19 protein-coding genes, 1 tRNA gene and 2 pseudogenes are annotated in these 23,074 nt (G+C 69.5%); 10 read left to right on the top strand and 12 right to left on the bottom strand.

What is annotated here, in order from left to right; translation table 11 throughout:
- Positions 1-101: 101 nt before the first annotated feature.
- Positions 102-626 carry a DUF309 domain-containing protein gene (locus tag DBP14_RS03110; RefSeq protein ID WP_129305513.1) on the bottom strand — a complete coding sequence of 175 codons (525 nt, stop codon included), beginning with the start codon at positions 624-626 and terminating at the stop codon, positions 102-104.
- A gap of 112 nt (positions 627-738) precedes the next feature.
- Here DBP14_RS03110 and DBP14_RS03105 point away from each other — a divergent pair.
- A tRNA-Pro gene (locus tag DBP14_RS03105) sits at positions 739-812 on the top strand.
- 168 nt (positions 813-980) lie between these two features.
- On the opposite strand, the gene DBP14_RS03100 is transcribed toward DBP14_RS03105, so the two are convergent.
- From DBP14_RS03100 to DBP14_RS03070, 4 genes and pseudogenes are all read right to left on the bottom strand, one after another.
- The gene (locus DBP14_RS03100) at positions 981-1,973 is read right to left on the bottom strand and encodes a site-specific integrase (protein WP_241740784.1); all 993 of its coding nucleotides are present in this window, start codon (positions 1,971-1,973) and stop codon (positions 981-983) included.
- A gap of 335 nt (positions 1,974-2,308) precedes the next feature.
- Positions 2,309-3,300: pseudogene (locus tag DBP14_RS03090) on the bottom strand (IS3 family transposase); the annotation flags it as partial.
- A 212-nt stretch (positions 3,301-3,512) separates the two neighbouring features.
- Entirely contained in the window at positions 3,513-4,364 is an 852-nt protein-coding gene (locus tag DBP14_RS03080; RefSeq protein WP_129305510.1) for a fumarylacetoacetate hydrolase family protein, read from the bottom strand.
- A 217-nt stretch (positions 4,365-4,581) separates the two neighbouring features.
- Entirely contained in the window at positions 4,582-5,328 is a 747-nt protein-coding gene (locus tag DBP14_RS03070; protein ID WP_129305508.1) for an SDR family oxidoreductase, read from the bottom strand.
- 448 nt (positions 5,329-5,776) lie between these two features.
- Here DBP14_RS03070 and DBP14_RS03065 point away from each other — a divergent pair, with 448 nt between their 5' ends.
- Positions 5,777-7,456, top strand: coding sequence for a sigma-70 family RNA polymerase sigma factor (locus tag DBP14_RS03065; RefSeq protein WP_129305507.1), 1,680 nt, complete (start codon positions 5,777-5,779; stop codon positions 7,454-7,456).
- Between the two features lie 47 nt (positions 7,457-7,503).
- Here DBP14_RS03065 and DBP14_RS03060 read toward each other — a convergent pair whose 3' ends face one another.
- The 4 genes from DBP14_RS03060 to DBP14_RS03045 all read right to left on the bottom strand — a co-directional run bounded on the left by DBP14_RS03060 (position 7,504) and on the right by DBP14_RS03045 (position 11,733).
- Positions 7,504-8,520: a TolB-like translocation protein gene (locus DBP14_RS03060; RefSeq protein WP_241740783.1), complete on the bottom strand. Its 1,017-nt coding sequence runs from the start codon at positions 8,518-8,520 to the stop codon at positions 7,504-7,506.
- Complete coding sequence (locus DBP14_RS03055; protein WP_129305505.1) at positions 8,517-9,803, bottom strand: MFS transporter; 1,287 nt, start codon at positions 9,801-9,803, stop codon at positions 8,517-8,519. The genes DBP14_RS03060 and DBP14_RS03055 overlap by 4 nt, the downstream gene beginning before the upstream one ends.
- A gap of 27 nt (positions 9,804-9,830) precedes the next feature.
- A complete protein-coding gene (locus tag DBP14_RS03050) occupies positions 9,831-10,754 on the bottom strand; it encodes an alkaline phosphatase family protein (protein WP_129305504.1) in 924 nt (307 codons plus the stop codon).
- A 205-nt stretch (positions 10,755-10,959) separates the two neighbouring features.
- Positions 10,960-11,733 carry a hypothetical protein gene (locus tag DBP14_RS03045; RefSeq protein ID WP_129305503.1) on the bottom strand — a complete coding sequence of 258 codons (774 nt, stop codon included), beginning with the start codon at positions 11,731-11,733 and terminating at the stop codon, positions 10,960-10,962.
- Between the two features lie 429 nt (positions 11,734-12,162).
- Between DBP14_RS03045 and DBP14_RS36350 the strand changes: the two genes are divergently transcribed.
- Positions 12,163-13,107 carry a polysaccharide lyase gene (locus DBP14_RS36350; protein ID WP_206739194.1) on the top strand — a complete coding sequence of 315 codons (945 nt, stop codon included), beginning with the start codon at positions 12,163-12,165 and terminating at the stop codon, positions 13,105-13,107.
- An 18-nt stretch (positions 13,108-13,125) separates the two neighbouring features.
- Here the strand turns inward: DBP14_RS36350 and DBP14_RS03035 are convergent, their stop codons facing one another.
- Positions 13,126-13,932, bottom strand: coding sequence for a PucR family transcriptional regulator (locus DBP14_RS03035; protein WP_164992241.1), 807 nt, complete (start codon positions 13,930-13,932; stop codon positions 13,126-13,128).
- 292 nt (positions 13,933-14,224) lie between these two features.
- Here DBP14_RS03035 and DBP14_RS03030 point away from each other — a divergent pair, with 292 nt between their 5' ends.
- From DBP14_RS03030 to DBP14_RS03020, 3 genes are read left to right on the top strand one after another with little or no spacing between them, the layout of a single operon-like run.
- Positions 14,225-16,504 carry a nitrate- and nitrite sensing domain-containing protein gene (locus tag DBP14_RS03030; RefSeq protein WP_164992240.1) on the top strand — a complete coding sequence of 760 codons (2,280 nt, stop codon included), beginning with the start codon at positions 14,225-14,227 and terminating at the stop codon, positions 16,502-16,504.
- Entirely contained in the window at positions 16,501-16,923 is a 423-nt protein-coding gene (locus DBP14_RS03025; RefSeq protein ID WP_129305500.1) for a roadblock/LC7 domain-containing protein, read from the top strand. Before DBP14_RS03030 ends, DBP14_RS03025 begins: the two co-directional genes overlap by 4 nt.
- A complete protein-coding gene (locus tag DBP14_RS03020) occupies positions 16,920-17,525 on the top strand; it encodes a hypothetical protein (protein ID WP_129305499.1) in 606 nt (201 codons plus the stop codon). The genes DBP14_RS03025 and DBP14_RS03020 overlap by 4 nt, the downstream gene beginning before the upstream one ends.
- On the opposite strand, the pseudogene DBP14_RS36630 reads toward DBP14_RS03020, so the two are convergent.
- Positions 17,474-17,654 (bottom strand): annotated as a pseudogene (locus DBP14_RS36630) (LuxR C-terminal-related transcriptional regulator); the annotation flags it as partial. The gene DBP14_RS03020 and the pseudogene DBP14_RS36630 sit on opposite strands and share 52 nt — an antisense overlap.
- Before the next feature lie 983 nt (positions 17,655-18,637).
- On the opposite strand from DBP14_RS36630, the gene DBP14_RS03010 reads away from it, so the two are divergent.
- The 3 genes from DBP14_RS03010 to DBP14_RS03000 all read left to right on the top strand — a co-directional run bounded on the left by DBP14_RS03010 (position 18,638) and on the right by DBP14_RS03000 (position 20,700).
- Entirely contained in the window at positions 18,638-18,841 is a 204-nt protein-coding gene (locus DBP14_RS03010; protein ID WP_129305498.1) for a hypothetical protein, read from the top strand.
- A gap of 177 nt (positions 18,842-19,018) precedes the next feature.
- Positions 19,019-19,627, top strand: a complete 609-nt coding sequence (locus tag DBP14_RS03005; protein WP_129305497.1) for a hypothetical protein — start codon at positions 19,019-19,021, stop codon at positions 19,625-19,627.
- A gap of 395 nt (positions 19,628-20,022) precedes the next feature.
- Positions 20,023-20,700, top strand: a complete 678-nt coding sequence (locus DBP14_RS03000; RefSeq protein WP_129305496.1) for a hypothetical protein — start codon at positions 20,023-20,025, stop codon at positions 20,698-20,700.
- Positions 20,701-20,709: 9 nt separating this feature from the next.
- Here DBP14_RS03000 and DBP14_RS02995 read toward each other — a convergent pair whose 3' ends face one another.
- A complete protein-coding gene (locus DBP14_RS02995; protein ID WP_129305495.1) occupies positions 20,710-21,852 on the bottom strand; it encodes a helix-turn-helix domain-containing protein in 1,143 nt (380 codons plus the stop codon).
- A 310-nt stretch (positions 21,853-22,162) separates the two neighbouring features.
- On the opposite strand from DBP14_RS02995, the gene DBP14_RS02990 reads away from it, so the two are divergent.
- Complete coding sequence (locus DBP14_RS02990) at positions 22,163-22,909, top strand: GntR family transcriptional regulator (protein WP_206739193.1); 747 nt, start codon at positions 22,163-22,165, stop codon at positions 22,907-22,909.
- Positions 22,910-23,074 lie beyond the last annotated feature (165 nt).

Here is a 23,074-nt window from a genome sequence, read left to right as displayed (position 1 = left end):
CCCCGAGTCTGCCCCATGCCACTGACAGTGCGTGCACCGCCTCCACACGGCCTGCGACGACCGTCCGGAACGGGGTGCGGGCGTCTCGTTTCCGGGCCTGCTCAGGACCGCAGCCGGGGTGCCTCCGCGGCCGCGTCGACGGGCCCCGCGCCGGGCGCCCCGACCCGGTCGGCCAGCTCCCGCGCCCAGCGGACGAGCCCGCACAGGTCCATCCCGTACGGCCGGTCCTCGCCCCGCCCGGCCGCCCACTCCTCCGCCGCGCCCGCCCCCCGCCGCAGCAGCCGGGCCCCGCCGGTGGCGTTCCCGCGGGCCGCGTGGGTGAGGCCCACCGCGAGCTGGGCCAGGCCCCGCCACAGCGTCCGCTCGTCCCCGGGACGCGCCTTCCAGGCGTCCTCGAACACCTCGTGCGCGTGGAACGGCCTGCCCGCGTCCAGCAGCGCCTGCGCCGCGCGGACGGTCTGCTCCGGGGACCGTACGACCCCTTCCGGCTGCCGGTCCACACCCTCGGACCCGTACGGCAGCGGCCGGCCCAGCCCGTCCCGGGGCCGGGCGTTGCGCGCCCGCCCCTCGGTGTCCCGGTCCCGGGTGCCCGCCGCCCGTCCCGCCGCTGCGCCTGCGTCGCTCATACGACGATTGTCCCCCGTCCCGCCCCTTCGTCCGGCCCCTCTTCGGCGGGGCGCCGCACGTGGGGTAAAGTGCTGTTCGCGCGATCACGCGGGTCACCGCGAGTGAGCGCACCGGGACGTGGCGCAGCTTGGTAGCGCACTTGACTGGGGGTCAAGGGGTCGCAGGTTCAAATCCTGTCGTCCCGACTTTACGAAGTCGCAGGTCAGGGCCGGTTTCGGAGGTATCCGAAACCGGCCCTTGATCATTCTTGGGGACCAGTTGGGGACCAGCGTCCACGCTGAAGTGTGCGGAGAGCGCCGCTCCGGCGGCCGTGATCTTGTGTACGTCTGGGTGCAGGTAGCGCTGAGTGGTGGTCAGGGAACCGTGGCCGGCGATCCGGCGGAGGATGTGTACCTGGACTCCGGCATCGCGAACCAGGTCAGTCCGGTGTACCGGAGGCCGTGACGACGCGAATGCTCGTAGCCGAGCTTGGTGACCACGTAATCCCAGTGTGTGGCGTCTCGTAGGACGGCGGTGGAGATGCGTCCGCCACGCGGGCCGGTGAACAGGCGGGCGTCGGGATTGGGGCCGGCGGACAGGACACGCTGGGCGACGAGGGGGCGGATCTCTTCGACGATAGGAACCTTGCGGGCGCGCTTGCCCTTGGTGCCCTTGTCGGTCAGTCCGCCGGGCGCGGGTGTGGTCTGGAGCCGTACGGTCCAACCGCGGTACCGGTCGTGAGAGGCGGCAACGAGGGCGTCAGCCAGCGCGACGAGAGTCTCCCAGTTGGGCAGGGCCAGCGCCCGTGGGGCGAGGAGTTCGTCCTCGGCCTGCTTGTAGAGTTTCCGCCGGCCGGTCACCCGGGCGGGGTTGACCTTGATAATGCCGTCACGGACGGCCTGCTCCATGACGCGGACCAGGACGGCGATGGTGTTCTTCACCGTGGAGCGGCTGTGCTCGTCGGCGATCCAGTTCTGCACGGTGCGGTCGACGACACCATTGGTGATCATCCGCACGGCGAGGTGGCCCAGGGCGGGAACCACACGCATCCGCCACCCCGAAAGACAGGGGTCCAGCGATTTCAACTCCAGGCCGCGCAGGGCGAGATTCATGTTCGCTTCGCCGTATTCGGCGAGCTTCATGGTGGCCAGCGACGGGCTCAGGCCGGCCTCCGCGGCCTCGATGATGGCCGGGATCCATTCCTGCGCCTCTTCTTCGCTGTCCTTTCCCTCGGAAAGTGACTGACGGCGCTTGCTGGTTGGATCGGTCCACCGGACGCGCGCCCGATAAGGAGTGGGGCGATCAGGACGGTACTCGACATCGGTCGAGAGGCGGACACCGGCAGGAACGTTGGTCTTATCGGCCATTGAGTCCCTTGCTCGGGACGGTGCGCCGGTGGCGGAGCCATTCCTCGACGTCGAGGGCGCTGTACATCACGACGCGTTCCGAGACGGTGACGAAAGACGGCCCCTGGGGAGGTTGAGCGGTGCGCCAGCGGCGCAGGGTTGAGGCGTCCACTCTCCGGCAGGCAGCGAGGTCACTGGTCGTATACCAGGCGCTGACCAGGAGAGACGCTCGGCCATCAGGCAGGACGGCATGAGGGCGAGCAACTGCACGGTCCGTAGCGGCCTCCTTCTCACGATGCGGTTCGGCGTTGGCGACGGTTGCTATCGGTCCATTGAGCAAATGCGGCTACTTTCGGGCTCTCCATCGCCGCGTTGTCGCCGGCCGCCCCGACCCGGCCCATCGAGCCGACCAGGTTGTTCCGGGCGAGAACGGACACGAACTTCCGTGACCGGAATTGCGAGCCGCGATCCGAATGCACAATGCACCCGGCCACCTGGCCACGGCGCGCGACGGCGGATGCCAGCGCGTTCACCGCGAGGCGGGATTTCATCCGTGAGTCGATGGAATAGCCCACGATGCGGCCGGAGAACACGTCCTTGACCGCGCACAGGTACAGCTTGCCCTCGCCGGTGGGGTGCTCGGTGATGTCCGTGAGCCACAACAGGTTCGGTCCGTCGGCGGCGAAGTTGCGCTGCACCCGGTCATCGTGGACCGGTGGCCCGGCCTTGGCATTCTTGCCGCGGCCCCTGGACTCGCCGAAGACGCTCCACCAGCCGTTGTCCCGGCAGATCCGCCAGGCGGTCCGCTCGGCCATCGGCTCACCGTTGGCGCGGGCCTCGTCGAGCAGGAAGCGGTGACCGAACTCGGGGTCGTCGCGGTGAGTGTCGAACAGCGCGTTGGCCCGATTCGCCTCGGCCGGTTCGGCATCGGTGACCGGCCGGTCCAGACACCGGTAGTAGGGCTGGCGGGCCAGCCCGAGCACCCGGCACGTCACCGCCACCGGCACCCTGTCAGGGGCATCGGCGGCGGCCAGCTCACGGACGAGCGGGTACATCATTTTGCCAGCAGGTTCGCCTGCGACAGATATGCCGCAGCCCTCCTGAGCACCTCGTTCTCCTGCTCCAGCAGCCGGATCCGTTTGCGGGCCTCGCGCAGCTCGGCCGACTCACCCGACGTCGTCGCGGGCCTGTTGCCCTCGTCGGTGTCGGCACGGCGCAGCCACTTCGACAGGGTGATCGGGTGGACCCCGAAGTCGGTGGCGATCTGTTCCAGCGTGACGCCGGGCTCGCGGTTACGCGCTACCCGCACGACGTCCTCGCGGAACTCCTTCGGATACGGCTTGGGCACTGCAACGTCCTTCCAGGCCGCTTCTCAGCAAGCCAGGTCAGGTGTCACCTAACCCTGCAGCAGTCCCCATCGATCTCCGCGCTGGTCGCATGCACACCTCCGGCGAGTCGCGCCCGTACAAAGACGAGGTCACTCCATCGACGCCGTGTTGGCTACCACGACCGCAGTGATCAACACGGCGCGATGCGACGTACGGCGCCCGGCGGCAGCCATCAGGAGCTTCCGATGACGTGGCGCTGGCGGCCGAGGCGGTCGATCTCCGCTTCGACCACGTCGCCGGGGGCGAGGTAGGGGAAGGGGGTGGTGCCGAAGGCGGCTCCCGCCGGTGTTCCGGTGTTGATGACGTCGCCGGGCTCCAGCACCATGAACTGACTGAGGTACCAGACGAGTATGTGCACGGGGAAGACCATATTCGAGGTGTGACTGTCCTGGCGCAGCTCTCCGTTGACCCACAGGCGCATCGTCAGGTTCTGCGGGTCGCCTGTCTCGTCAGGTGTGACCAGCCAGGGGCCGAGCGGGTTGAAGGTCTCGCAGGACTTGCCCTTGGTCCACTGGCCGCCGCGCTCGTGCTGGAAGGCCCGCTCACTGACGTCGTCGCTGATCGTGTACCCCGCGATCACCGCGTGGGCCCGGTCGGGAGAGTCCAGATACCGGGCCGTTCGTCCGATCACCGCCGCGAGTTCGATCTCGTGGTCGGTCTTCACACTGGTCCGCGGTATCAGGACGGTGTCGTCCGGTCCGACCACGGTGTTCGCGGCCTTGAGGAAGATCACCGGCTCGTAGGGGAGCTCCGCGCCGGTTTCCGCGGCGTGGTCACAGTAGTTGAGCCCTATACACACGATCTTCCCCGGAGCGGCCACCGGAGCACCGACCGGCAGACCGGTCACGTCGATGGGCGCGAGTTCGCCGGCGTCCAGGGCGTCCCGTGCGAGGCCGACGCCGAAGGCGGCGAAGAAGGCCCCGTCGATGTCGCCTGTCACCGTGGACAGGTCAGGAGAGATGCCGTCGGCGTCGATCACGACGGGGAACTCGGCGCCCTTCGCGCCCACGCGCAGGAATCGCATGCGGATTCTCCTCGGGGAAGTCGGGGAAGTCGGGGAAGTCGGGGAAGTCGGGGAAGTCGGGGAAGTCGGAGGATGGGGATGGCGTACGGGTGTGACGTGGCACCGGCTGGATGAACCGGCGCGGCGTGGTCTCGCATGGGGGACGAGACCACGCCGCGGACACGGGTCCGATCGGCGGCCGGCCGGCTCGGCGTGATCGGTTCGGCTGTGGCCGGAGCTAACGGCCGAGCGCCGCACCGCCGTTGATGTGCAGGATCTGACCGGTCAGGTAGGCCGCCTCCGGTGAGGCGACGTAACGGATCGCCACGGCGATCTCGTCGGGCGTGCCCGGCTTGCCGGTGAGTGACTGGGCGACACGGGCGGAGACGAACTCGGGTGTGGCGCGGTCGCCGAAGAATTCCGTGTCGGCGACGAACCCGGGAGCCACCGCGTTGACGGTGATGCCCTCCGCGCCGAGTCGCTGGGCGAGTTCGAAGGTGTAGGTGTTGACGGCAGCCTTGGATCCGCCGTACGAGCCCGGGCCGCGCAGCGCCGCGACGGAGGAGAGATGGACGATCCGGCCGCCGGGGCGGGCCAGGTGCGGCAGGAGAGCCTCGGTCAGCAGAACGGACGTCAGCACGTTGGCAGCGAAGTTGCGGCGGTAGCCGTCAGCGATCTCCTCCAGATCATCGCCGCGGGCCGGAGCCACATTGCCGCCCGCGTTGGTCACCAGGACGTCCACGCCGCCGCCGCGGGTGACGACCTGGACCGCGCGGCGGACCTGTTCGGGTTCGGACAGGTCCGCCGCAACCCACGTGACAAGGCCGTCTCCGTGCTCCGCGTTGAGCAGTTCCGCCGTCCCCTCCAACGCTCTTTCGCGGCGGCCGATGATGATCACGCGGTCACCGCTTGCCGCGAACGCGTCGGCAACGGCGCGTCCGATGCCCGTACCGCCGCCCGAGACCACGATGCGTCGTTGAGTCATTTTCCCTCTCGTTCACACAGAAGATCACGAAGAACACATGGAAGAACTTCCGAGCGCTCCCGCCGATTGGGTGCAGGGAAATTCACATAAAGCGACATGGGTGGTCGGACCGCATGGCGGCGTCGAATTCCAGGCTGCGATGAAGTCACATATGTGAACATCATCCATGATCTGGAACATGGCGCCCAGAAATTACGCTCGCTCGCGATGATTGTCAAGGGATATCCGTATTGGTCTGAACCACTTGGGTCAGTCAAGTGAACTCCAGCTGCGTCTCACGCAACCGGCCTCTGCGTGATTTTGTCAGTCCCGTGACAGCTTTCCCCGGCCAATGTGCTCACGGTGCTAATCTCCGCCCGAGATCCCGAGGCGATGCCGGTAACCGGCCCTCACTGCACATGAGTTGGCCAGGTATCGCCCCGTCTGCCGTCTCCGAGGGACCACATTCATGCTCTCCAATGAGGAACAGCAGCAGTCCCGGTCGGATGCCGACATCACTGCTGCCGTACGGGAAGGCGACGACGAAGCTCTGACCGAGCTGTACCGCCGCCACCAGCCCGCCGTGCTCGCGTATGCCCGCATCTGCTGCCGGGACCCCGACACCGCCGAGGACCTGACGTCCGAAGCCTTCGCCCGTGCCCTGCAAGCCGTCCGGGCCGGCAGCGGACCCGAACTGGCTTGGCGGCACTACCTCTTGACCATCGTGCGCCGTACGGCCGCCGGATGGGCCGACACCGCCAGGCGGACGGAGTTGTCTCCCGACTTCGCCGGCTGGCTGGCGGCGATTCCGGAGGGTCCGGAGGCGGAGAGCAGTGAGGAGCGTGTGCTGCGGCTGGAGGACCGCGACCTGATGCTGCGGGGCTTTCGCGCGCTGCCCGAACGCTGGCGAGCCGTCCTGTGGCACACGGTGATCGAGAACGAACCGGCCGCTCAGGTGGGCTCGTTGCTCGGAATGACGGCGAGCGGTGTCGCCTCCCTCGCGGCCCGCGCGCGTGAGGGCCTGCGCGAAGCCTATCTGTCGGCGCATGCCGAAAGAGGTACGGCTTCGGCCGAGTGCCGGCATCACGCCGCCCTGCTGGGCGCCGCGGTGCGCCGCTCCGGGCGCCACACCAGCCGCGTACTCGACCGTCACCTCGCGCAGTGCCTGCCCTGCCGCCAGGCTCTGGAGCACCTCACCGATGTCAACGAGCGTCTGCCTACGGCACTTCCGGTGGGACTGCTCCTGTGGGGCGGCCCGGCGTACGTCGCCGCACGGTGCGCCGGAGCCGATGCCACCGCGGCGGCCGTCGCCGGCCATGCGACGCTCGCCGGGCCGAAGAGCCTGTGGTCCCGGGCCAAGGTGTCGGCGCCGATGGGCGCCGCGCTCGCCACGGCGGTGGTCGCGGCCGGGCTCGGAGGCTTCGCCCTGTTGCCTCAGGAGCAGGACAACCGGTCCGCGCCGCCGACCGTCCCGTCCGCCCGTCACGCGGATCTGGCGCCATCCGCCATTCCTTCCTCCGGCAGCGACGCCTCCTCCTCGCCCGGCCACCGGCCCGGCAAGGGTTCAAGGCGGCCGACCGCTTCGACCCGGCCGTCGCGCTCAGGACCGCCCCCGTCGCGTCGTCCGACGGTTATGGCGCAGCCCAAGAGGCCCGCCGGGGACACAAGCCGGCGGCTGCGCGTCGCGATCACCGGCGGGTGCATGGAGATCGAGGGAGGAAGGGCCGTCGACGGCCTTCAGCCGCACGAGGCCGCCTGCGACGGCAGCGCACGTCAGCACTGGGACGTGCTGGTCGTGACCGGCGACGTGAACGACGATGGTCTCCTCCACGTGCAGTTGCGGAACGGAGCGAGCAGGCTGTGCCTCACCAGCTCGGGCCTGGCGACCAAGGACGCTCCCGTGGCACAGCATGCCTGTGACTCCGACGACGACCTCCAGGACTGGGCGGTCGTCGACGACACCTCCCGAGGCGTCGCCTCGTTCGTCGACACGAGCGTGGGCGCCTTTCTCGGCCTCGAAGACGGCCGGAACGCGGCGGCGGGCAGACCGCACCGCCACACCATCGGCACCAACACCACGCAAACGGACGACGAGGACGCGCCCTGCTCTGACTTCATCTACGACGGGACTCTCCTCAAGGACGACTGACCCTCAAGGACGACTGACCCGCAAGGACGACTGAGCCCGCACACCACCTACCGGGTGTAGGCGGGGCTCATCGCCGAGACCATGAGGCGGCGCGGGTGGCCGCTTCCGTCGGCGGCCACGGTCCACAGGTCGTCGCCGTAGTCGCCCGGCAACGCGTAGACCAGGGAGTCGTTCCCGCTCCAGGCGGCCTGGTCGTCGACGTTGTTCGACTCGGCCGTGGCGGTCTCGCGCATCGTGCGCAGGTCGAGAACGTACAGCCGCCAGGGTGCGTCCGGATCGGCGCCCTTGACACGCTTCTTGAAGGCGATGCGGGTGCCGTCCGGGGACAGCGAGGGGCATTCGACATTGGTGTGCAGCGCCGTCAGGGTCCTGGCGCTGCGGTCGCCGCGGACGAGGTAAGTGCGGCCGCCGGTGGCGACGGTCGCGTAGAAGTGTATGTCGTCGGCGAACGTGACACCCCAGACGTTGAGGTCGGCGGCCTCCTTCTGCCGCCCGCCCAGAAGGAAGCGGTACGTCTCCAGGTTCCGGTCCGTGCTCCAGGTGCGGGTGTCCACGATGGTGGTACGGGTGGAGAAGCTGCTGCCCGCGTACGAGTCACCGCCGACGAACACCGTCCAGGCGACCATGCGGCCGTTCGGCGAGACACGGGCACGGGTGGGGATGCCGGCCAGGGCGAAGTGACGCACCTCGTGCAGACGCGCGTCGAGCACGACCGCGCGGTAAGTCTCACGCACGGTGCCGTGGTTTCCCTGGAGGCAGATACCGGTGCCCTTGGCCGTGTAGAAACGCATGCAGTCCAGGCCCGTTGACGTGCGCGGTCCGTTCGGGTCGGCGGCCGGTACCGAGGTGATCTCGTTCCAGTGCGGGCCCCAGGCGGTGTTGCGGAAGAGGATCGTGCCAGGAGTGTCGAGGTCGACGTCGCCGGAGACGACGCGCGGACCGCCGGCCTGAGTCTGTGACGTCCTGGCTGCCTGCCGGTGTGCGTGCAGCAGCGTTCCCACACCGACGGAGCCCAGGAAGAGAACGACGGTGAGCAGCACCGTCAGGCGGCGCTTGATGTTCACCGCTCCTCCTCCCGGCTGCCGGCGGCCGGGCGCAGCAATACGGCGCTGACGGCGACGGCGGCGACCAGCCCGGCCGTGGCGATGGCCAGGGCGCCGCGGTCGCCCCATGACGTCCATGCCGCGCCGAAGCCGATGGAGCACAGGAACCGTGCCGCGGCCTGACCGGTCTGCACGACGGCGAGACCGCTGCCACGCTCCTCCTCGGGCACGGCGTCGGCGGTGGCCGCGGCGAGCACACCGTCGGTGGCGGCGTAGAACGCGCCGTGCACGCTCAGTACGAGACACGGCAGCAGGACCGAGCCCTTGCCGGCGCCGGGAGCCAGGAGCAGGACGTACGCGCCGAGCAGGCCCAGGTGGCCGAGGAGGAAGAGCCGTCTGCGGCCGATCCGGTCGGCCACCCGGCCGAACGGATACGCCAGGAGCAGGAAGCCGGCGGCGGTGCCCAGCGGCAGCAGCGGGAACCAGGTGTCGGACAGGTCCAGCCGCCGCTGGAGGCCGAGGTAGAGGAAGGAATCGCTGACGCTGGTCAGTCCGAGCAGCACCGCGCAGGCGGTGAGCCGCCGTACCGCGGGCCGCCGGATCAGCCGGCGCAGAGGTGCCCGGCGTTCGTCCGGCGCCGGCACTGCCGCCGGCCCGTCAGCGATGCGTCTCGGCACGAAGAGCAGCAGGACGACGACACCGAGCGCGGCGATGCATCCGCTGAGACCGAAGACCGCGTCGTAGCCACCCGCGGCCACGCGCAGTACGAGGAAGGCGACGACCGGGCCGAGCAGCGCACCGCCCGTGTCCATGGCCCGGTGCACACCGAACGCCCGCCCACGCGAGGCGGGTTCGGTGGCGAAGGAGATCATCGCGTCGCGTGGCGCGGTGCGCAGGCCCTTACCGGTGCGGTCGGCGGCGAGGACCGCACCGATCAGCGGCACGCTGTGCGCGAGGAGGAGGAAGGGTTTGCACAGTGCCGACAGGCCGTAGCCGATGACGGCGATCATCTTGTGCGCGCTGCCGCCCTGGTCGGCGAGGCGTCCGCCGACCAGCCGGACCAGAGCGGTGACACCGTTGTACACGCCGTCCAGCAGGCCGAAGCCGAGCGGGGACATACCGAGCTGGGCGACGAAGTAGAGCGGGAGAACGGCTGTCACCATCTCCGAGGAGACATCGGTGATCAGACTGACCGTACCGAGGACGATGACGGTGGAGGGGACGGCGACGGCCGCCCGGCCGGAGCGGGTGCTCCGGCCGGGCGAGCGGGCGCCGTCCGCGGAACGGCTGTCCGCGAGATACATGTGTGTGCCGCTTCCAGAGGATCGGGACTACTTCCAGATGCCGGTGATGTCCGTGCCGGAGGCCGCGTTGCCCGAAGGCGTCACGCCGTACATGTCCTCGATGGTGCGGAGCACGTCGTAGGTGTCGTACTTGGTGCTGGTGGTGCTGCCGGGCTTCACCGGCCCTCCGACGAAGAGGGTGGTGATGCGCTGGTCCGAACCCTTACCCTCGTCGAAGTCGACGACCAGCAGGCTGTTGTTGGCCTTGGCCCACTGCGCATAGCCGTCGAGCTTGCTCTTCAGCCAGGAGTCACCGGTGGAGACGCTCTTCTTGCAGGTGCCGGAGACTCCGTGCATGTCGTTGCACAGGTTCGGCGTGACGAACGAGACAGTGGGCAGCTTCGAGTAGTCCTTCGGGAAGGACGTGAAGTCGTGTGCGGTCGCGGCCGGCACGTTCTTGAAGCCGAACCACGGGTTGTGCTTGGCCCCGTAGAGACCGCTCTTGCAGGTGGTCGTCTTGGACGGCATGTTCTCGTTGTAGCTGCCCCAGGTCTTGCCGGCCGCCAGGAGCCCGCTGGCCAGGTTGGGTGCGGTCATGGTGCCGAGCTTCGGGCAACTGTCGTTCTTGATCTTCTGGTTGGAGCCCGAGAACAGCTGGTAGTAGTTCGGCTGGCTCGGGTGGCTCAGCGCGGTCGAGGCGGTGAGGAGTCCGCCCTGTTTGGCCAGCGAGTTGATGTACGGCGCGCTGGACGATCCGATGACCGATCGGAAGGGCTGGTTCTCGAACATGACGACGACCACGTGGTCGGGCCGGGGGCCCGCGGTCGTCTTCGGGGACTTGTCCGTCTGGGAGGCGAAGCTCTGGCCGGCCCACAGGCCGAGCGAGACGACGCCGAGCGCGGACGCGGCGGCGATGACACTGCGGCGGTGCCGCCGCGCGCGGTGGGAACGGGGTGTGTGTGCGGTGGACATGGTTGTTCCTCCATGAGACATGAGATGTGTGTGGTGGGACGGGAACGGTGGAAGGGGCTCCGCGCCGGTGGCGGTGTATGTCGCGCGCAGGACACGGCGGCCGGAAGCGAAGATCTCCGGCGCGGCGGCCGACGTTTCGACGGAGCGGGAAGACTCCGTCACCGCTCCGGGACGCGATTGCCGGCGACAGGAGTGGCCGGCCGGCTCAACGGCCTGTGGTGATGTCGACGCCGTCGTTCACGGGCCGGCCGCTCGACGTGGCGGCGCCTTTGCATCTCCCGTAGGCGTAGGCGCTGTTGAAGCAGCCCGTGCCGCCTTCGGCCCCGAGCGTGCGTGGGGCGCCGAACCGGACCTGCGCGTACGGGAGTGAGGCGCAGGAGGAGACGGGGAGGTAGTACTCCGCGAAACCGGATCCGCTAGGCCTGAGCAGGCCCGTACCGGCAGGCGCGGTCCATTGCCCGATCTCGGTCCGGCGGCCCGTCGAGGTGTCGACGATCCAGCCTTGCCAGGAACCGCGCGCACCGCGGGTGACATCCAGCCGGTAGGTCACGCCGGTGGCGATGGGATGGTTGATGTTGCAGCTGACACCGGACCCGAGGTCCGCTCCTTTGCGGCAGCGTGCGTCATGCGTGGTGAACCCCTTGCCGAAAACGCTGAACTTCGCCTGGCCGCCTCCTTTCGAGGCCATGCCGATGTAGCCGCCGTGGCCGTCTGTGAACGAGAACTGCTGGGCCCAGTACTGGCCCGCCGCGTCGGGCCGGTGGATCACGGTGACCGGGAAGCCGATCCCGGTGAGTCCGCCGCGGGGCGCGTCCCGGATCACGTAGTGCGCCGAGACCAGCCCGCCCGGGACGAAGGAGGCCGACGCCTGTGGCACGGCCACCAGTGCGGCGCACGTCCCGGCCAAGGACACCAGCGCGAGACCAAGACCCCGTCGACGCCGGGTCATCCTCTTGCGGTGGCCGTCGGGCCGTGCCATGGAGGATCTCCCTACGTTCAGGTATGCGGACCAAATTCGTTGTGCTGAACCGACCGGGAAATCTAGGAGCGGCCTTCCGGGAGCGTCAAGGGCCGCGGTCCGGATTGCGGCAAGAATCCGAGACGATGTGTGCACCAGTGACAAAGCGGCGACGGCCGCCGGTTGCGGGCATTGACTTGATCTCCGTGCCACGGCTAGCTTGCCCCGGCTCGATCCTCCTTCGGAACAGGCATCGTTCATATAGGCGATCGGAGCCTTGGGGTGGCACCGTGTACGGCTTCCCCTTCTGTCCCGGCCACCGTGTCGCGCAGCGCGCGTTCCCCGCGTCGCCGTGCCGGCCGTACGCCCGTCGGGCCTCCGCGCCACGACGGGGTTCTCCGTCCCGCCGGACGAGTCCTGAACCGTCCACTCACTCCCTGAAGGAGCATCATGTCCTCGACATCTCATGCCCGCCGGACTTTCGGTAAACGCCGCGTCGCCCTCGCCGTCGCGGTCGGCACGGCCGCCGCCGCGGTCACCGCGTCCCTGGCCATGGCCTCTCCCGAGCCGTCCGCGTCCCACTCGTCCGCCTCCCAGGCGTCCGGCTCTCACCCGTCCTCCTCCACGGCCCCGTCCGGGGCGGCCTGGACCGGAGACTTCAAGGGCTACGGCTCGAAGGCTTGGAAGAAGTCCTGGGGTGTGGCGGCGAAAGGCGCCTGGGGCCAGGCGAACCTCAAGCAGGTCAGCGACGCCAAGGCTCCCGGCGACGGCACCGCGCTGAGCGTGACGTACGGCAAGGGCTCGTCGGCCAACTCGTGCCGCAACTGCCCCACGAAGGGCGGCGGGCAGTTCTACACCTCGCTCACCGGCCTCGGCAAACCGGAGCTGGCCAAGTCGTCCACGCTCGACCTCAAGTACCACCTGAAGTTCCCGTCGGGTTTCGACTTCGGCAAGGGCGGGAAGCTGCCCGGGCTGTACGGCGGTGTCATCGGGCAGGAGTCCGGCGGCACCCACGGCAACGGATGGTCGACGCGCCACATGTTCCGGGCCAAGTCCCACCCGAACGACGGCGAGCTCTACCTCTACACCCCGAGCAACTCCGGTCCGACCGGTTACGGCGTCGACCTCGGCGTCGGCAACTGGCAGTGGACCGCCGACGGCAACTGGCACAGCGTCGAGCAGCTGGTGAACCGCAGCACCGGTGACCTCACGGTCTGGTTCGACGGCAAGCAGGTCTTCGCCGCCAAGCACGCGGCCACCGGTATCTCCAAGATCAATTTCGGTGGAGTCTTCTTCTCCACCTTCTTCGGCGGCCACGACACCTCGTGGGGACCGAAGAAGAACGAGAGCGCCCAGTTCGCGGACTTCTCGCTGTCCACGACGGTTCAGCACTGACTGCTCAGCGCCGACAGTTCAACACTGACGGCTCCACACCTCCGGCGTGTCCGGCCGTCTCCGGGCCGGCACGCGGAGGTGTTTTCTGCGCAGCTCGTCGGCCAGGCGGCTTGCCCGCAGGGCCAGTTCCAGCTCGAAGCGGCGCTGCGGATCCCGGAGCAGCGGCCCGAAGAGCTTGCCGAGCCGCCGCAGCCGGTACCGCACGGTCTGCGGATGGACGCCCAGGGCCTCGGCGGCCCGGGCGCCGTTGCCGTTCTCCAGCCAGGCCAGCAGTGTCTCGGTCGCCCGTTCGTTCTGGCGTTGTGTCAGATCGGCCAGCGGATGCAGAAGCCGGCCGGTGAACAGCCGCAGCAGCGCCTCGTCCTGCAGCAGAAGCACCGTCGCCAGATGTTCCTCCACGCGGACCATCCGTGTCTGCGCACCCCGGTGTTCGGGAACGAGCGCGAGCATCGTCCGTGACCAGCGCAGCGAGGCAGCGGCGTAGGGGCGCGGCACCACCGGGGCGATGGCCGCGGTGGTGCCGCGGAGCGCGCGGCGCACCAGCGTGAGCGAGTCCGGAGCCGGGTCCGGGATCAGCAGGAACGGGGTCTCGGCGTGCCAGTCGGCCAGGACGTCGGACTGCTGGAGTACCCCCCGGTGCCGGCCGGGCGCCGGAGTGAGCGCGACGATCTGCACGGTGTCCGGAAGCCGCCAGTTCGCCGAGTGGGCGAGCTCGGCCAGGGTCTCCTCGGGCGGGCCGGGGCTCTTGGTGAGCGCCCGGACGAGCCAGTGCCGCGCCAGAGTCTCGTCCGGTCCGCCGAGGCCCCGTCCCTCCGGCCGTCTCATGGCGCTCTCGTCGTCTCTGTGCATCTCCACCTCGCGGGTGTGCCGGAAATCGATGCGCGGACTGCGAAGAGACAGCCCGACGCACCCGTAGGAGTGCGAGAGATGGAAACGATCCCGCGATTTCTGCCCATGGTTACAAGAAATCGATGGACGTGACCGACGACGAACCATTAGGTAAAGAGTGAGTAAAGTGGCGGGATGGATGGCGCCGTCATCGCTCTTACGTCTGCGTCGCTCGGAATGCGTCGCATGCATTCAGCGCTCTCCCGTCACCATAAGGACCCCGCGAACAATGAGCCTTCGTCTCCTATCGATCAGGACCAAGCTCATCGTGCTGGTCGTGGTGCCGCTCATCACCCTGTGCGGACTGTGGTCGTTCTCGCTCGTCACGGTGTCGGACGACGTGTCCGGGCTCCGGGCCGTCAGTGACGCCCACGGACCGGCCGGCGCCCCGTTGCGCGACTGGACGCTGGCACTCCAGGCCGAGCGGCTGGCCGCGATGGAAGACCTCTCCGCCCATGGCTCGGCCACGGCCCAGGCGGCCTTCCGCGCGGCCGGCGCACACACCGACCGGCTCGCCGGGGCGGCGCACGCCTACGCGCGCAAGGCCCGGTCCAGCCCTTTCGGACATGGCGCCTCCGATGCGGTCGGCATCGTGCTCGACAGCGCCAGCCGCCTGAAGGCCGTCCGGACGGAAACCCAGGACCGGTCGCTTCCCCCCGAGGAGATCCTGCAGCGCTACAACGACCTCATCGCGCCCACTTTCCGCCTCCGCGCGGCGTTCACCTCACTCCAGGCCGACCGCCTCGCCCAGCGCGACACCGTGCTCGTCGAGCTGGCACGCGTACAGGAATACGTCGCCCAGGAAGAGGCGTCCCTGGCCGGGATCGCCGGCGCGGCCAAGCCCGACGAGGGCCAGCTGCGGCTGCTCGACGGTGCGGTGGAGGCGCACCGGCTGCTGCTCGACATCCATCTGCCCGACCTCGACGGCGCGGATGCGGCCGGTTACGAGGCACTGCTGCGCAGCGGGCACTGGATGACACTCGAACGGTACGAGGGCGCGTTCCTGCACGACGACGACGGCCCGATCGGCAAGGCCCGCTCAGTCGACGCCTGGCGCACCGCCACCCGGCAGGCGCGCGTGGACCTGGACCGGGTCAACGAGCAGGTGGGACAGCGGATCGGCGCACAGGCCGGTGAGCGTGCCGACGACCTCTTCAGGCGCAACGTCGGTGCGACGGCGCTCGGCGTCCTGGCCATCCTTCTGTCCGTCGCCGTGTCGGCGCTGATCGGCCAGCACCTCGCGAGACGACTCGTCCGGCTGCGCAACTCGGCCCGCGACCTCGCGCATCACCGGCTGCCCGACGTCCTGGAACGGCTGCGCGCGGGAGAGGAGGTGGACGTCGCCGAGGCGGCGCCGCTGATGAAGTCCGGGCGCGACGAGATCGGCGAGGTCGGCCACGCGTTCAACACCGTCCAGCTCGCGGCGGTCGACGCCGCCGTGCGACAGGCGGAGGGACGCCGTGCGGCCGCCGAGGTGTTCGTCAATCTGGCCCGGCGCAACCAGGTGCTGCTGGACTGCCAGCACGCGTCGCTGGACGCCATGGAACGCCGCACCACGGATCCCGACGAACTCGCGGAACTGTTCCGTCTCGACCACCTGGCGACGCGGATGCGCCGCCACGCCGAGGGACTGATCATCCTCACGGGCGGCTCCTCCCGGGCGGCCTGGGACCAGCCCGAGTCGCTGTTCGACGTGGTGCGGGCGGCGGCGGCCGAGGTGGAGGACTACTCCCGCATCGTCGTACGGTCGTTCGCCGACCAGTATGTCCACGGCCATGCCGTGACCGATCTGACCCATCTCATCGCCGAGCTGCTGGAGAACGCCATGCAGCACTCGCCGGCGCGCACACAGGTCACGGTGGACGGAATGAGCGCCGCGCGAGGCTTCGTCGTGGAGATCGACGACCGGGGCCTCGGCATGGGGCCGGAGGCCTTGGAGGACGCCAATCTGCGCGTCTCGCAGAACAACGACTTCGACCGCGCCGACGCCGAACGGCTGGGTCTGCTGGTCGTCGGCCGGCTCGCGCACCGCCACGGCGTCAAGGTCAACCTGCGCCGCTCCGCCTACGGCGGGGTCGCCGCCGTCGTCCTCATCCCGAACACCCTGCTCACCCAGGCGCCCGCGCCGGAGAAGACCGAGGCATCGACGGCCACGGCGCCGTCCGGCGACGGCTCCGTGCTCCCGGGGCCGACCGCGGTCCCACGCCAGCCGTCCTCCGCCGACGACCAGCAGCCGGCTACGGCCGCTCACCCGGACTCCGCTGCCGCCGGCCGCCGATCAGCCCCGCAACAACCCCGCCCGGCCCCGTCGGGCCTGCCCCGGCGCACCCACCGGTCGGGACACACGCCCCGGGTGCCGGCATCGCCCGAGGAGGCGCGTGTGAACCGCGCCGCCTCCTACCGCGGGATGTCCCAGGGACGTGTCGCCACCGCCACCCCGTACCCCTCGGCGCCGCCCTCCGAGGCCGCGCCGGACACCGGTCAACCGACGGAAGGACGGCCGCAATGACCACGCCACTCGAAGCCTCGACGCTCGGCGGGACCACCTGGCTCCTGGGAGACCTGGTGCGGCGTGTGGCGCCGCTCCGGCACGCCGTACTGCTCTCCGGTGACGGACTCGTCACCGCTGCCACCCGCACCCTGAACCGCGCGGAGGCGGAGCGCCTGGCGGCCATGGCCTGCGGGCTGCACGGCCTGGCGCGGGGCGCCGGTGAATGCTTCGGGACCAGCCGGGTCCGCTACGTCGTGATCGATTTCGCCGAGGGGTTCCTGTTCGTCTGCGAGACGGCCGACGGCGGCCGTCTCGCCCTGGTCGGCGACGCCGGCGCGGATCAGGAACAGATCGCCGTCGAAGCGGCCCGGTTCGCCGAACGCCTCGACGCGCACCCGGCCATGGCGTCCCGAGCCGTCGCGGGGCCGCGACGATGAACCTGATCAAGGACGCGTACGGCAACACCTTCGGAGCGCCCTGCGGCGAGCTTCCCGGAGCCCGTTTCAGCGCCGCGCTCTACCAGAAGATCGCGCAGCTCCCGCTGGACGACTTCACGGAGCTGCGCCTCAAGGTCCTGAACCTGGAGTCGTACTCCAGCACCGTCCTCGCGCTCAAACGCAGCTTCTACTCGCCCGGCTTCGCGCTGCTGCCGTTCACGATGATCTCTCTTACGGCGGCGGACGCCTGTGCGCAGCACGCCTTCCGGTACACCGTCGGGCCAAACGTGTACCGGGACTGCCCGCAGACAGGAGCGGCCGACCGCTGGGAGGCCGACGCCCAGCTCGCCCGCGTCCTCGGCTACCGTCTTCTGCCGTCGGGCCCGCTGCCCGCCTGGATGACGGCCCTGCACGAGCTGGCGGACAAGGGTGAGAGGGTGCTGGCCGGGGCGTGGATCTATGCGCCAACACCGGCGTACGGCCCGGTGTTCGAGACCGTCGGCGACATCATGTACGCGGCTGGTGACACGGGCGCGGCAGTCCGGTGTGCTCAGCTGTCGTCTCCCTCGCTCGCGCCGGGCCTCAGCAGCCCGCTCTCGTAGGCGAGGACGACGAGCAGGGCGCGGTCCCGGGCCCCCCAGCTTGGTCAGAATCCGGCTCGCATCGGTCTTGGCCGTCAACCGGGACAGCACCAGCGCCTCGGCGATCTCGTCGTTGGCCATCCCCCCCGCCGACGAGATTCACCACCTCCCCCTGAGCGATGCGCAACCGCTCGTCGCTGACCCGGCGCCTGGCCTCCGACTGCCTCGACTCCTCCGCACGCCGCGCCCACCGTCGGCCTCCGACCGGGGCCCGGAGCTGGTTCTCGGCGGCCACTCCCGCGGCGGCGGTCACGAACCAGCCCAGCTGGTTGGCGCTGCTCAGGTCGAAGTGCTCGATGTCCTTCGCGAAGTCGACGGTCACGTACACCGTGGCGACGGCAAGGACCGTGCAGGCTGTGACGATCCGGAGGGAGCAGGACCGCCCGACGTGGAACAGCGCCAGAATCGGCATCAGCGCCATCGGGAAGACCAGATCCTCCGCGTACATGGCCACCAAGGTCGCCGGGAGTACCACGAGGAACACCGCGAGCGGCCGGTGCACGCAGCAGCGCCCCGCAGCCCACTCGGGCCGCCACCACCTGGACCCAGGTCAGGGTCAGGTTCTTGGCGACCACGGGGAGAAGGATCACGGCGACGAACACGGCCAGGGGGCTTGGCCACGGCTTCCCTCGCAGCCTGTCGCGCATACCTCACAGTAAGCCGCCCCCCGGGAACAGCACCTTCCATGACCGGTCGGCGTAGGCCTCAAGGAGTAGTCGCGCGCCGGGAAGGTATCTCCGCGGAGGCCCGAGTATCTCCCGGGGGCCGATGTGCCGAGGGATGTCCGTCGCCGAACCTGAGGACACGCGCCGCTCTACCGGCCTCATGGGCCGGACTCTCCGCGCGCGGACCCCTCACCCCCAGCAGCCCGCACGATGCCGCCACAGGTCCCGTCGACCGCTGTGACACCGCCTCGCTGCCGGAGCACGGCGGCCCGAGCGCGGTTCCCGCTCCGCGACGGTCGCAGCCGAACGACGGCCTCCCCGCTCCCGCCGCCTCCCCCGACGACCTGGCCCCGGTCCTTCGCCTCGATTGCCGGCGACCTGCTGCGGCAAAAGGAATTCGTGTGGATCGTGACCCTGGGTACCGAGACCACCGACGGAAGCACGGGCATGCACACCTTCGCGATCCGGACACGCCGAGCCAGGGACACCATCGCCATCGCTACCCGGGAAGCCCTGACCCCTGGGGCACGTGCCCATCGGAAGAACGCCGCCCTGCGACCCGGTTCCGTCGTCGTCACGTTCCGGGAGGACGAGATTCACCGCAACACGTAAGACAATCGGTGACCGCAAAACGCGTTTTCGCGTGTCGGCCACACAGTCCAAAGGGTTTTTGTCGCTTAGCCACAAAAATTCCGTCCGTGGTACGTCAGTGCGTCAGAATCGGTGAAACATGACACGGCCGGGATCCGGTCCCGGCCGCATGTCCACGGGGATGTCCATGGAGAGAAGATGGCTGCGCGATTCGACGGATATCACGGTTACAAAACGCCGGAGCACTGGAACTACATAAGGGATTACGGGATTCGGCGACCCGGCGGGAACCACGGGCACACGGACGACGACTGGAAAGCCTTCTATCTGGCCGTGCAGCCACGGCATGCCTCCGGACATGCCTACGAGCCGGAGTCGTCCGCGGTCGCCGGCGGGATCCTGCGCGTCCACGTCGAAGGGGAGGACCTGACCGTCGAGCGGATCGCCGGTCACCTGGTGGACGCCGACGTCGGCGAGCTGAAGGCGAGGTTCGGCGTCGACCCGAACACTCCGCTCATGGACGGGCTGGGCCGTCGGGGAATCATCCTGCACGTGGTGCGACCGCCGAGCGACGGCGGTGCGGATGCCGAAACGGACGCGTACGTTGTCCCGTGGTCGACGGCCGAGAACAGGAACCTCGTCACCTGGACCCGGGTGGCGGAGTTCGCGGCGAACCGCCGTGGAGTGGCCGCGGTCGCCGCGTACGCGAGCACCGGTTCCGCACCCGCCGACCGCGGCGGCGTGCTGTCCTGGTCGATCGCCCGGGCCTGCGACCGCGACCCGGCGTACAGCCACGGCGGGTTCTAGCGATGCGGAGGCTCGTCCTACCGCGCGGTGAGCACGGCGCAGGACCACGGGACCGCGCCGATCCGTCCGTCGCTCCGCTCCTGTGCCGACGCCTCGTGGGGCCGGCACTGAGCAGAGGCGCTCATGCCCTGTCGCCGACCGCCGTCGCGCTGCGCTGCTCCGACGACGCACTGGTCGCCCGGTTGGGCAGAGGAGCCCGGGCAGCGGCGCGAGAGCTGCGTCGTCGCCACCATGCGGCGGTGTACGCGTACGCCGTGAGCTGCACATCCGATCCGTACGATGCGTACGACCTCACGGACATGGCCTTCGCGCGGCTGAGTCAGTCCGCGAGCTTCTACGCCCAGTGGACTCTGGGCCGCCATCGCGGGTGCCTCAGACGTCAGTTACAGGAATGGGTGCGCACGGCCGCTGTCGCACGGATACAGGACGACTCGGCCTCCCTCGCTCCGGGGTTCCGCGCATGGGTGAACGACGGCGGCAGGTGGCCTCTGGAGCACGACGGCCAGCTGGCGACCGCGTTCAAGCTGCAGCCCGCGGCCTCCCAGTGCCTGCTGTGGCACGCGGCGGTGGAACGGGACGACGCCGTGTCCATCACGCGGATCACCGGACACCCGTACCGGCACCTCGGTGAACTCGGCGACAAGGCACGGGACTCGCTGCGTCGCACGCGCATGGACGTGTATCTGCAGCGTCTGGAAAGACGGCCGTGTCGTTACGCCATCGGATCCCTGGTCGCCCACGGACGCGTGACCTCGTCGCCCCTGATGCGCCCGTCTCCTCACTTCGTCGACTGTCTGAGCTGTCGCGAGGTCTACTACGACGTCGTCGATCTCGACCGGCGACTCCAACAGAGGCTGCCGCGCAGCACGTTGGGCTGGTGGCCCGCCGAGGAGTACCTGCGGATCAAGTGGGCCACCTCACCGCTGCGTGACCCGCCTGCCGCGGCACCGCGTCCCGCGCCGGGCCGGCACCGCAAGCCGGCTCGGCTTCCGGCCCGGCTCCTTCCGGCCGGCGTTCTCGACGGACTGGCCACAAGCCTCGACGGCCTGGCCACGAGGAAGGGCACCAGATGACCGGCTGTGTCAGTGTTTGCTGAGCTGTTGGGCCCGAAGCGTGAGTTCGAGCTCGAACTGGACGTCCGGGCTGTCGAGCTGGGGGCCGTACAACTCCTGGATCTGGCGCAGCCGGTACCGAACGGTCTGAGGATGCACACCGAGTCTGCGCGCCGTCTCCGGCGTGCTGTGCCCGGACTGCAGCCACGCCAGAAGTGTCTCGGAGAGACGGTCCCGCTGGGTCGCCCTGAGGCCCTGGAGCGGGCCGAGGCGCCGCCTGGTCAGAGCCTGGACGAGGGTGCTCTCGCCGGTGAGTAGCAGTTCGACCAGGTGATCCGAGCAATGGACCACACGTGTCCCGCCAGCCGCTTCGGCGGGTAGGAGCGCGAGCAGTCTGCGGGCCAGGCACAACGACTTCCTCGCCTGGGTGAGCGGAACGGCGAGACCCACGGCGGCCACCCGTCCCCGCACAGCGTGCTCGATCGCTCCACGGGAGTGCGGCCCTGGATCCGGGACGAGCCAGAACGGCTCAGGCTCGTCCAGATCGGCCAGGGCGTCCAGGTCGGCCGGCGGCGCCGGAACGCCGTGTGCGGGAGACGGCGCCGGCCTCAGCGCGACCACCTGCACCGTCCGCGGCGGACCCCATCCCGCGGCCCTCGCGAGGTCGGTGGCGGCCTGGTGCGAGGGCGGCGTCGGTGCGGTCAGCAGACTCAGCAGACGCTCACGCCGCCTGCGGGACTCGTCCGCCGTGCGGCGTTGCTCCTCGGTGTAGCCCTGCACGGTGTAACTGGCCAGCTCGTCGATGTAGACGAACAGCGCCTCGGCGAGGGCGTACATGTGCGCCGGCGCGATGTGTCCGCCCGTCCCGAGCCGCACACATCGCCGCCACGCCGCGCGGGCCGCGGACCAGTACGCCGTGTGCAGGGCTTCCAGATCCCGGCCTTCACGAAGTTGGGCTCGTCCCAGCGCGCGGCAGTTCTCCGCGAGGTCGGCCGTGTTCGGCGACCTCGGGCCGCGCGTGGACAAGCGCGCCAGGAACTCGTCCAGGGCATGGCCCACGCCCGTCCTGATCCGCTGTCTCATCGCTGCCTCCGCAGGGTCCGTGTCCGACGGGGTTCCCTGCCGGATGGCCAGGACGATCTCCTCGCCGAGCGCGGGCAGATGGCCCTTCATCAGCGGAATCACCGTATGCGGGAGAGAGGACCAAGGAGACCCCAGTGGACTGGTCACGCCACACCTCGTCGATAGCGGGTCGGTCAACGGAGCGCCGTCCGCAGAATCAACCACACTGGCCGACGGAGGCGGTGTGTTCTTGTCAGAGATCCACAAATTTCTCCGCCCATGTGGTGCTGTGGAATGGAGTCGCGTCGGCGTCGATTCGTTATTTTAATAGGTCAAAGAGCAGACCTTTTGTGGATGACGGTCGACGTAGGGGTCATCGTGATGCCTGTCCGTACAACTGCCGCGTAGGTAGTATCCCGGGGTGGGCGAGTCACTGGAGCGGGAAGAGGGTGCCGACTGGGCGGGCGGCGCGATCCTTCGGCCTGTCCGCAATGGCAATACCTTCGACGAGACCGTGCAGCGCATCCTGCAGGCCATCAAGCTCGGTGTGTTCAAGTACGGCGACCGCCTGCCGGTGGAGCGCGAACTGGCCGCTCGACTCAAGGTGAGCCGCGTCACCCTGCGCGAAGCCCTGCGCACGCTCCAGCAGGCCGGGTGCGTCGAGTCCCGCCGGGGGCGGTACGGCGGCAACTTCGTGACCTACCGGGCGGCCGCATCGGACACCGGCGATGTGCGCCGGGTCGCGCGGGACATGGGCCCCGATCTCGCCGACGCGCTGATGTTCCGCCGGATCCTGGAGGCCGGCGCGGCGCAGGAGGCGGCCCGGCGATCCCTCACCGCCGCCCAGCGGGCGACCCTGCAGGAACGCCTGTCCGAGGTCGGACACGCTCCGCGCGTCGCCTACCAGCAGTGTGACTCCCGCTTGCACCTGGCCATCGCCGAGCTCACGGGTTCGCACTCACTGGCCACCGGCGTGGCCGAGACGCGTATGCGCCTCAACGATGTGCTGTGCGCCATGCCGATGCCGGACGAGCACGTCGAGACCGAGGCCGAGCAGCATCGCGCCATCGTCCACGCAATCCTCGTCGGTGACGCCGAAGCGGCCCGGCGTACGGCCGAAGAGCACGTGGAGCACGCCGAAGCACGGCTGCGCGAGCTGCTCGCCTGACGTCGCGCCCGCGCCCGCGGGAAGCCGTCCTCCCTCTCTCACCTCCCGGCCCGGGCCGACGATCTCCATCCGGGCGCTCTTAATTACTCAATGGTATGACCTTGATCCTATTGAGTGGTCGTGTCATCCTCTCCCGGTCAGAAGGCAACCTCCCACAAGGCACAA

This window comes from Streptomyces sp. L2 (genome assembly GCF_004124325.1).
GTDB lineage: Bacteria > Actinomycetota > Actinomycetes > Streptomycetales > Streptomycetaceae > Streptomyces.
The sequence above is the reverse complement of the archived record's forward strand: the minus strand, read 5'-3'. Positions and strand labels throughout refer to the sequence as shown.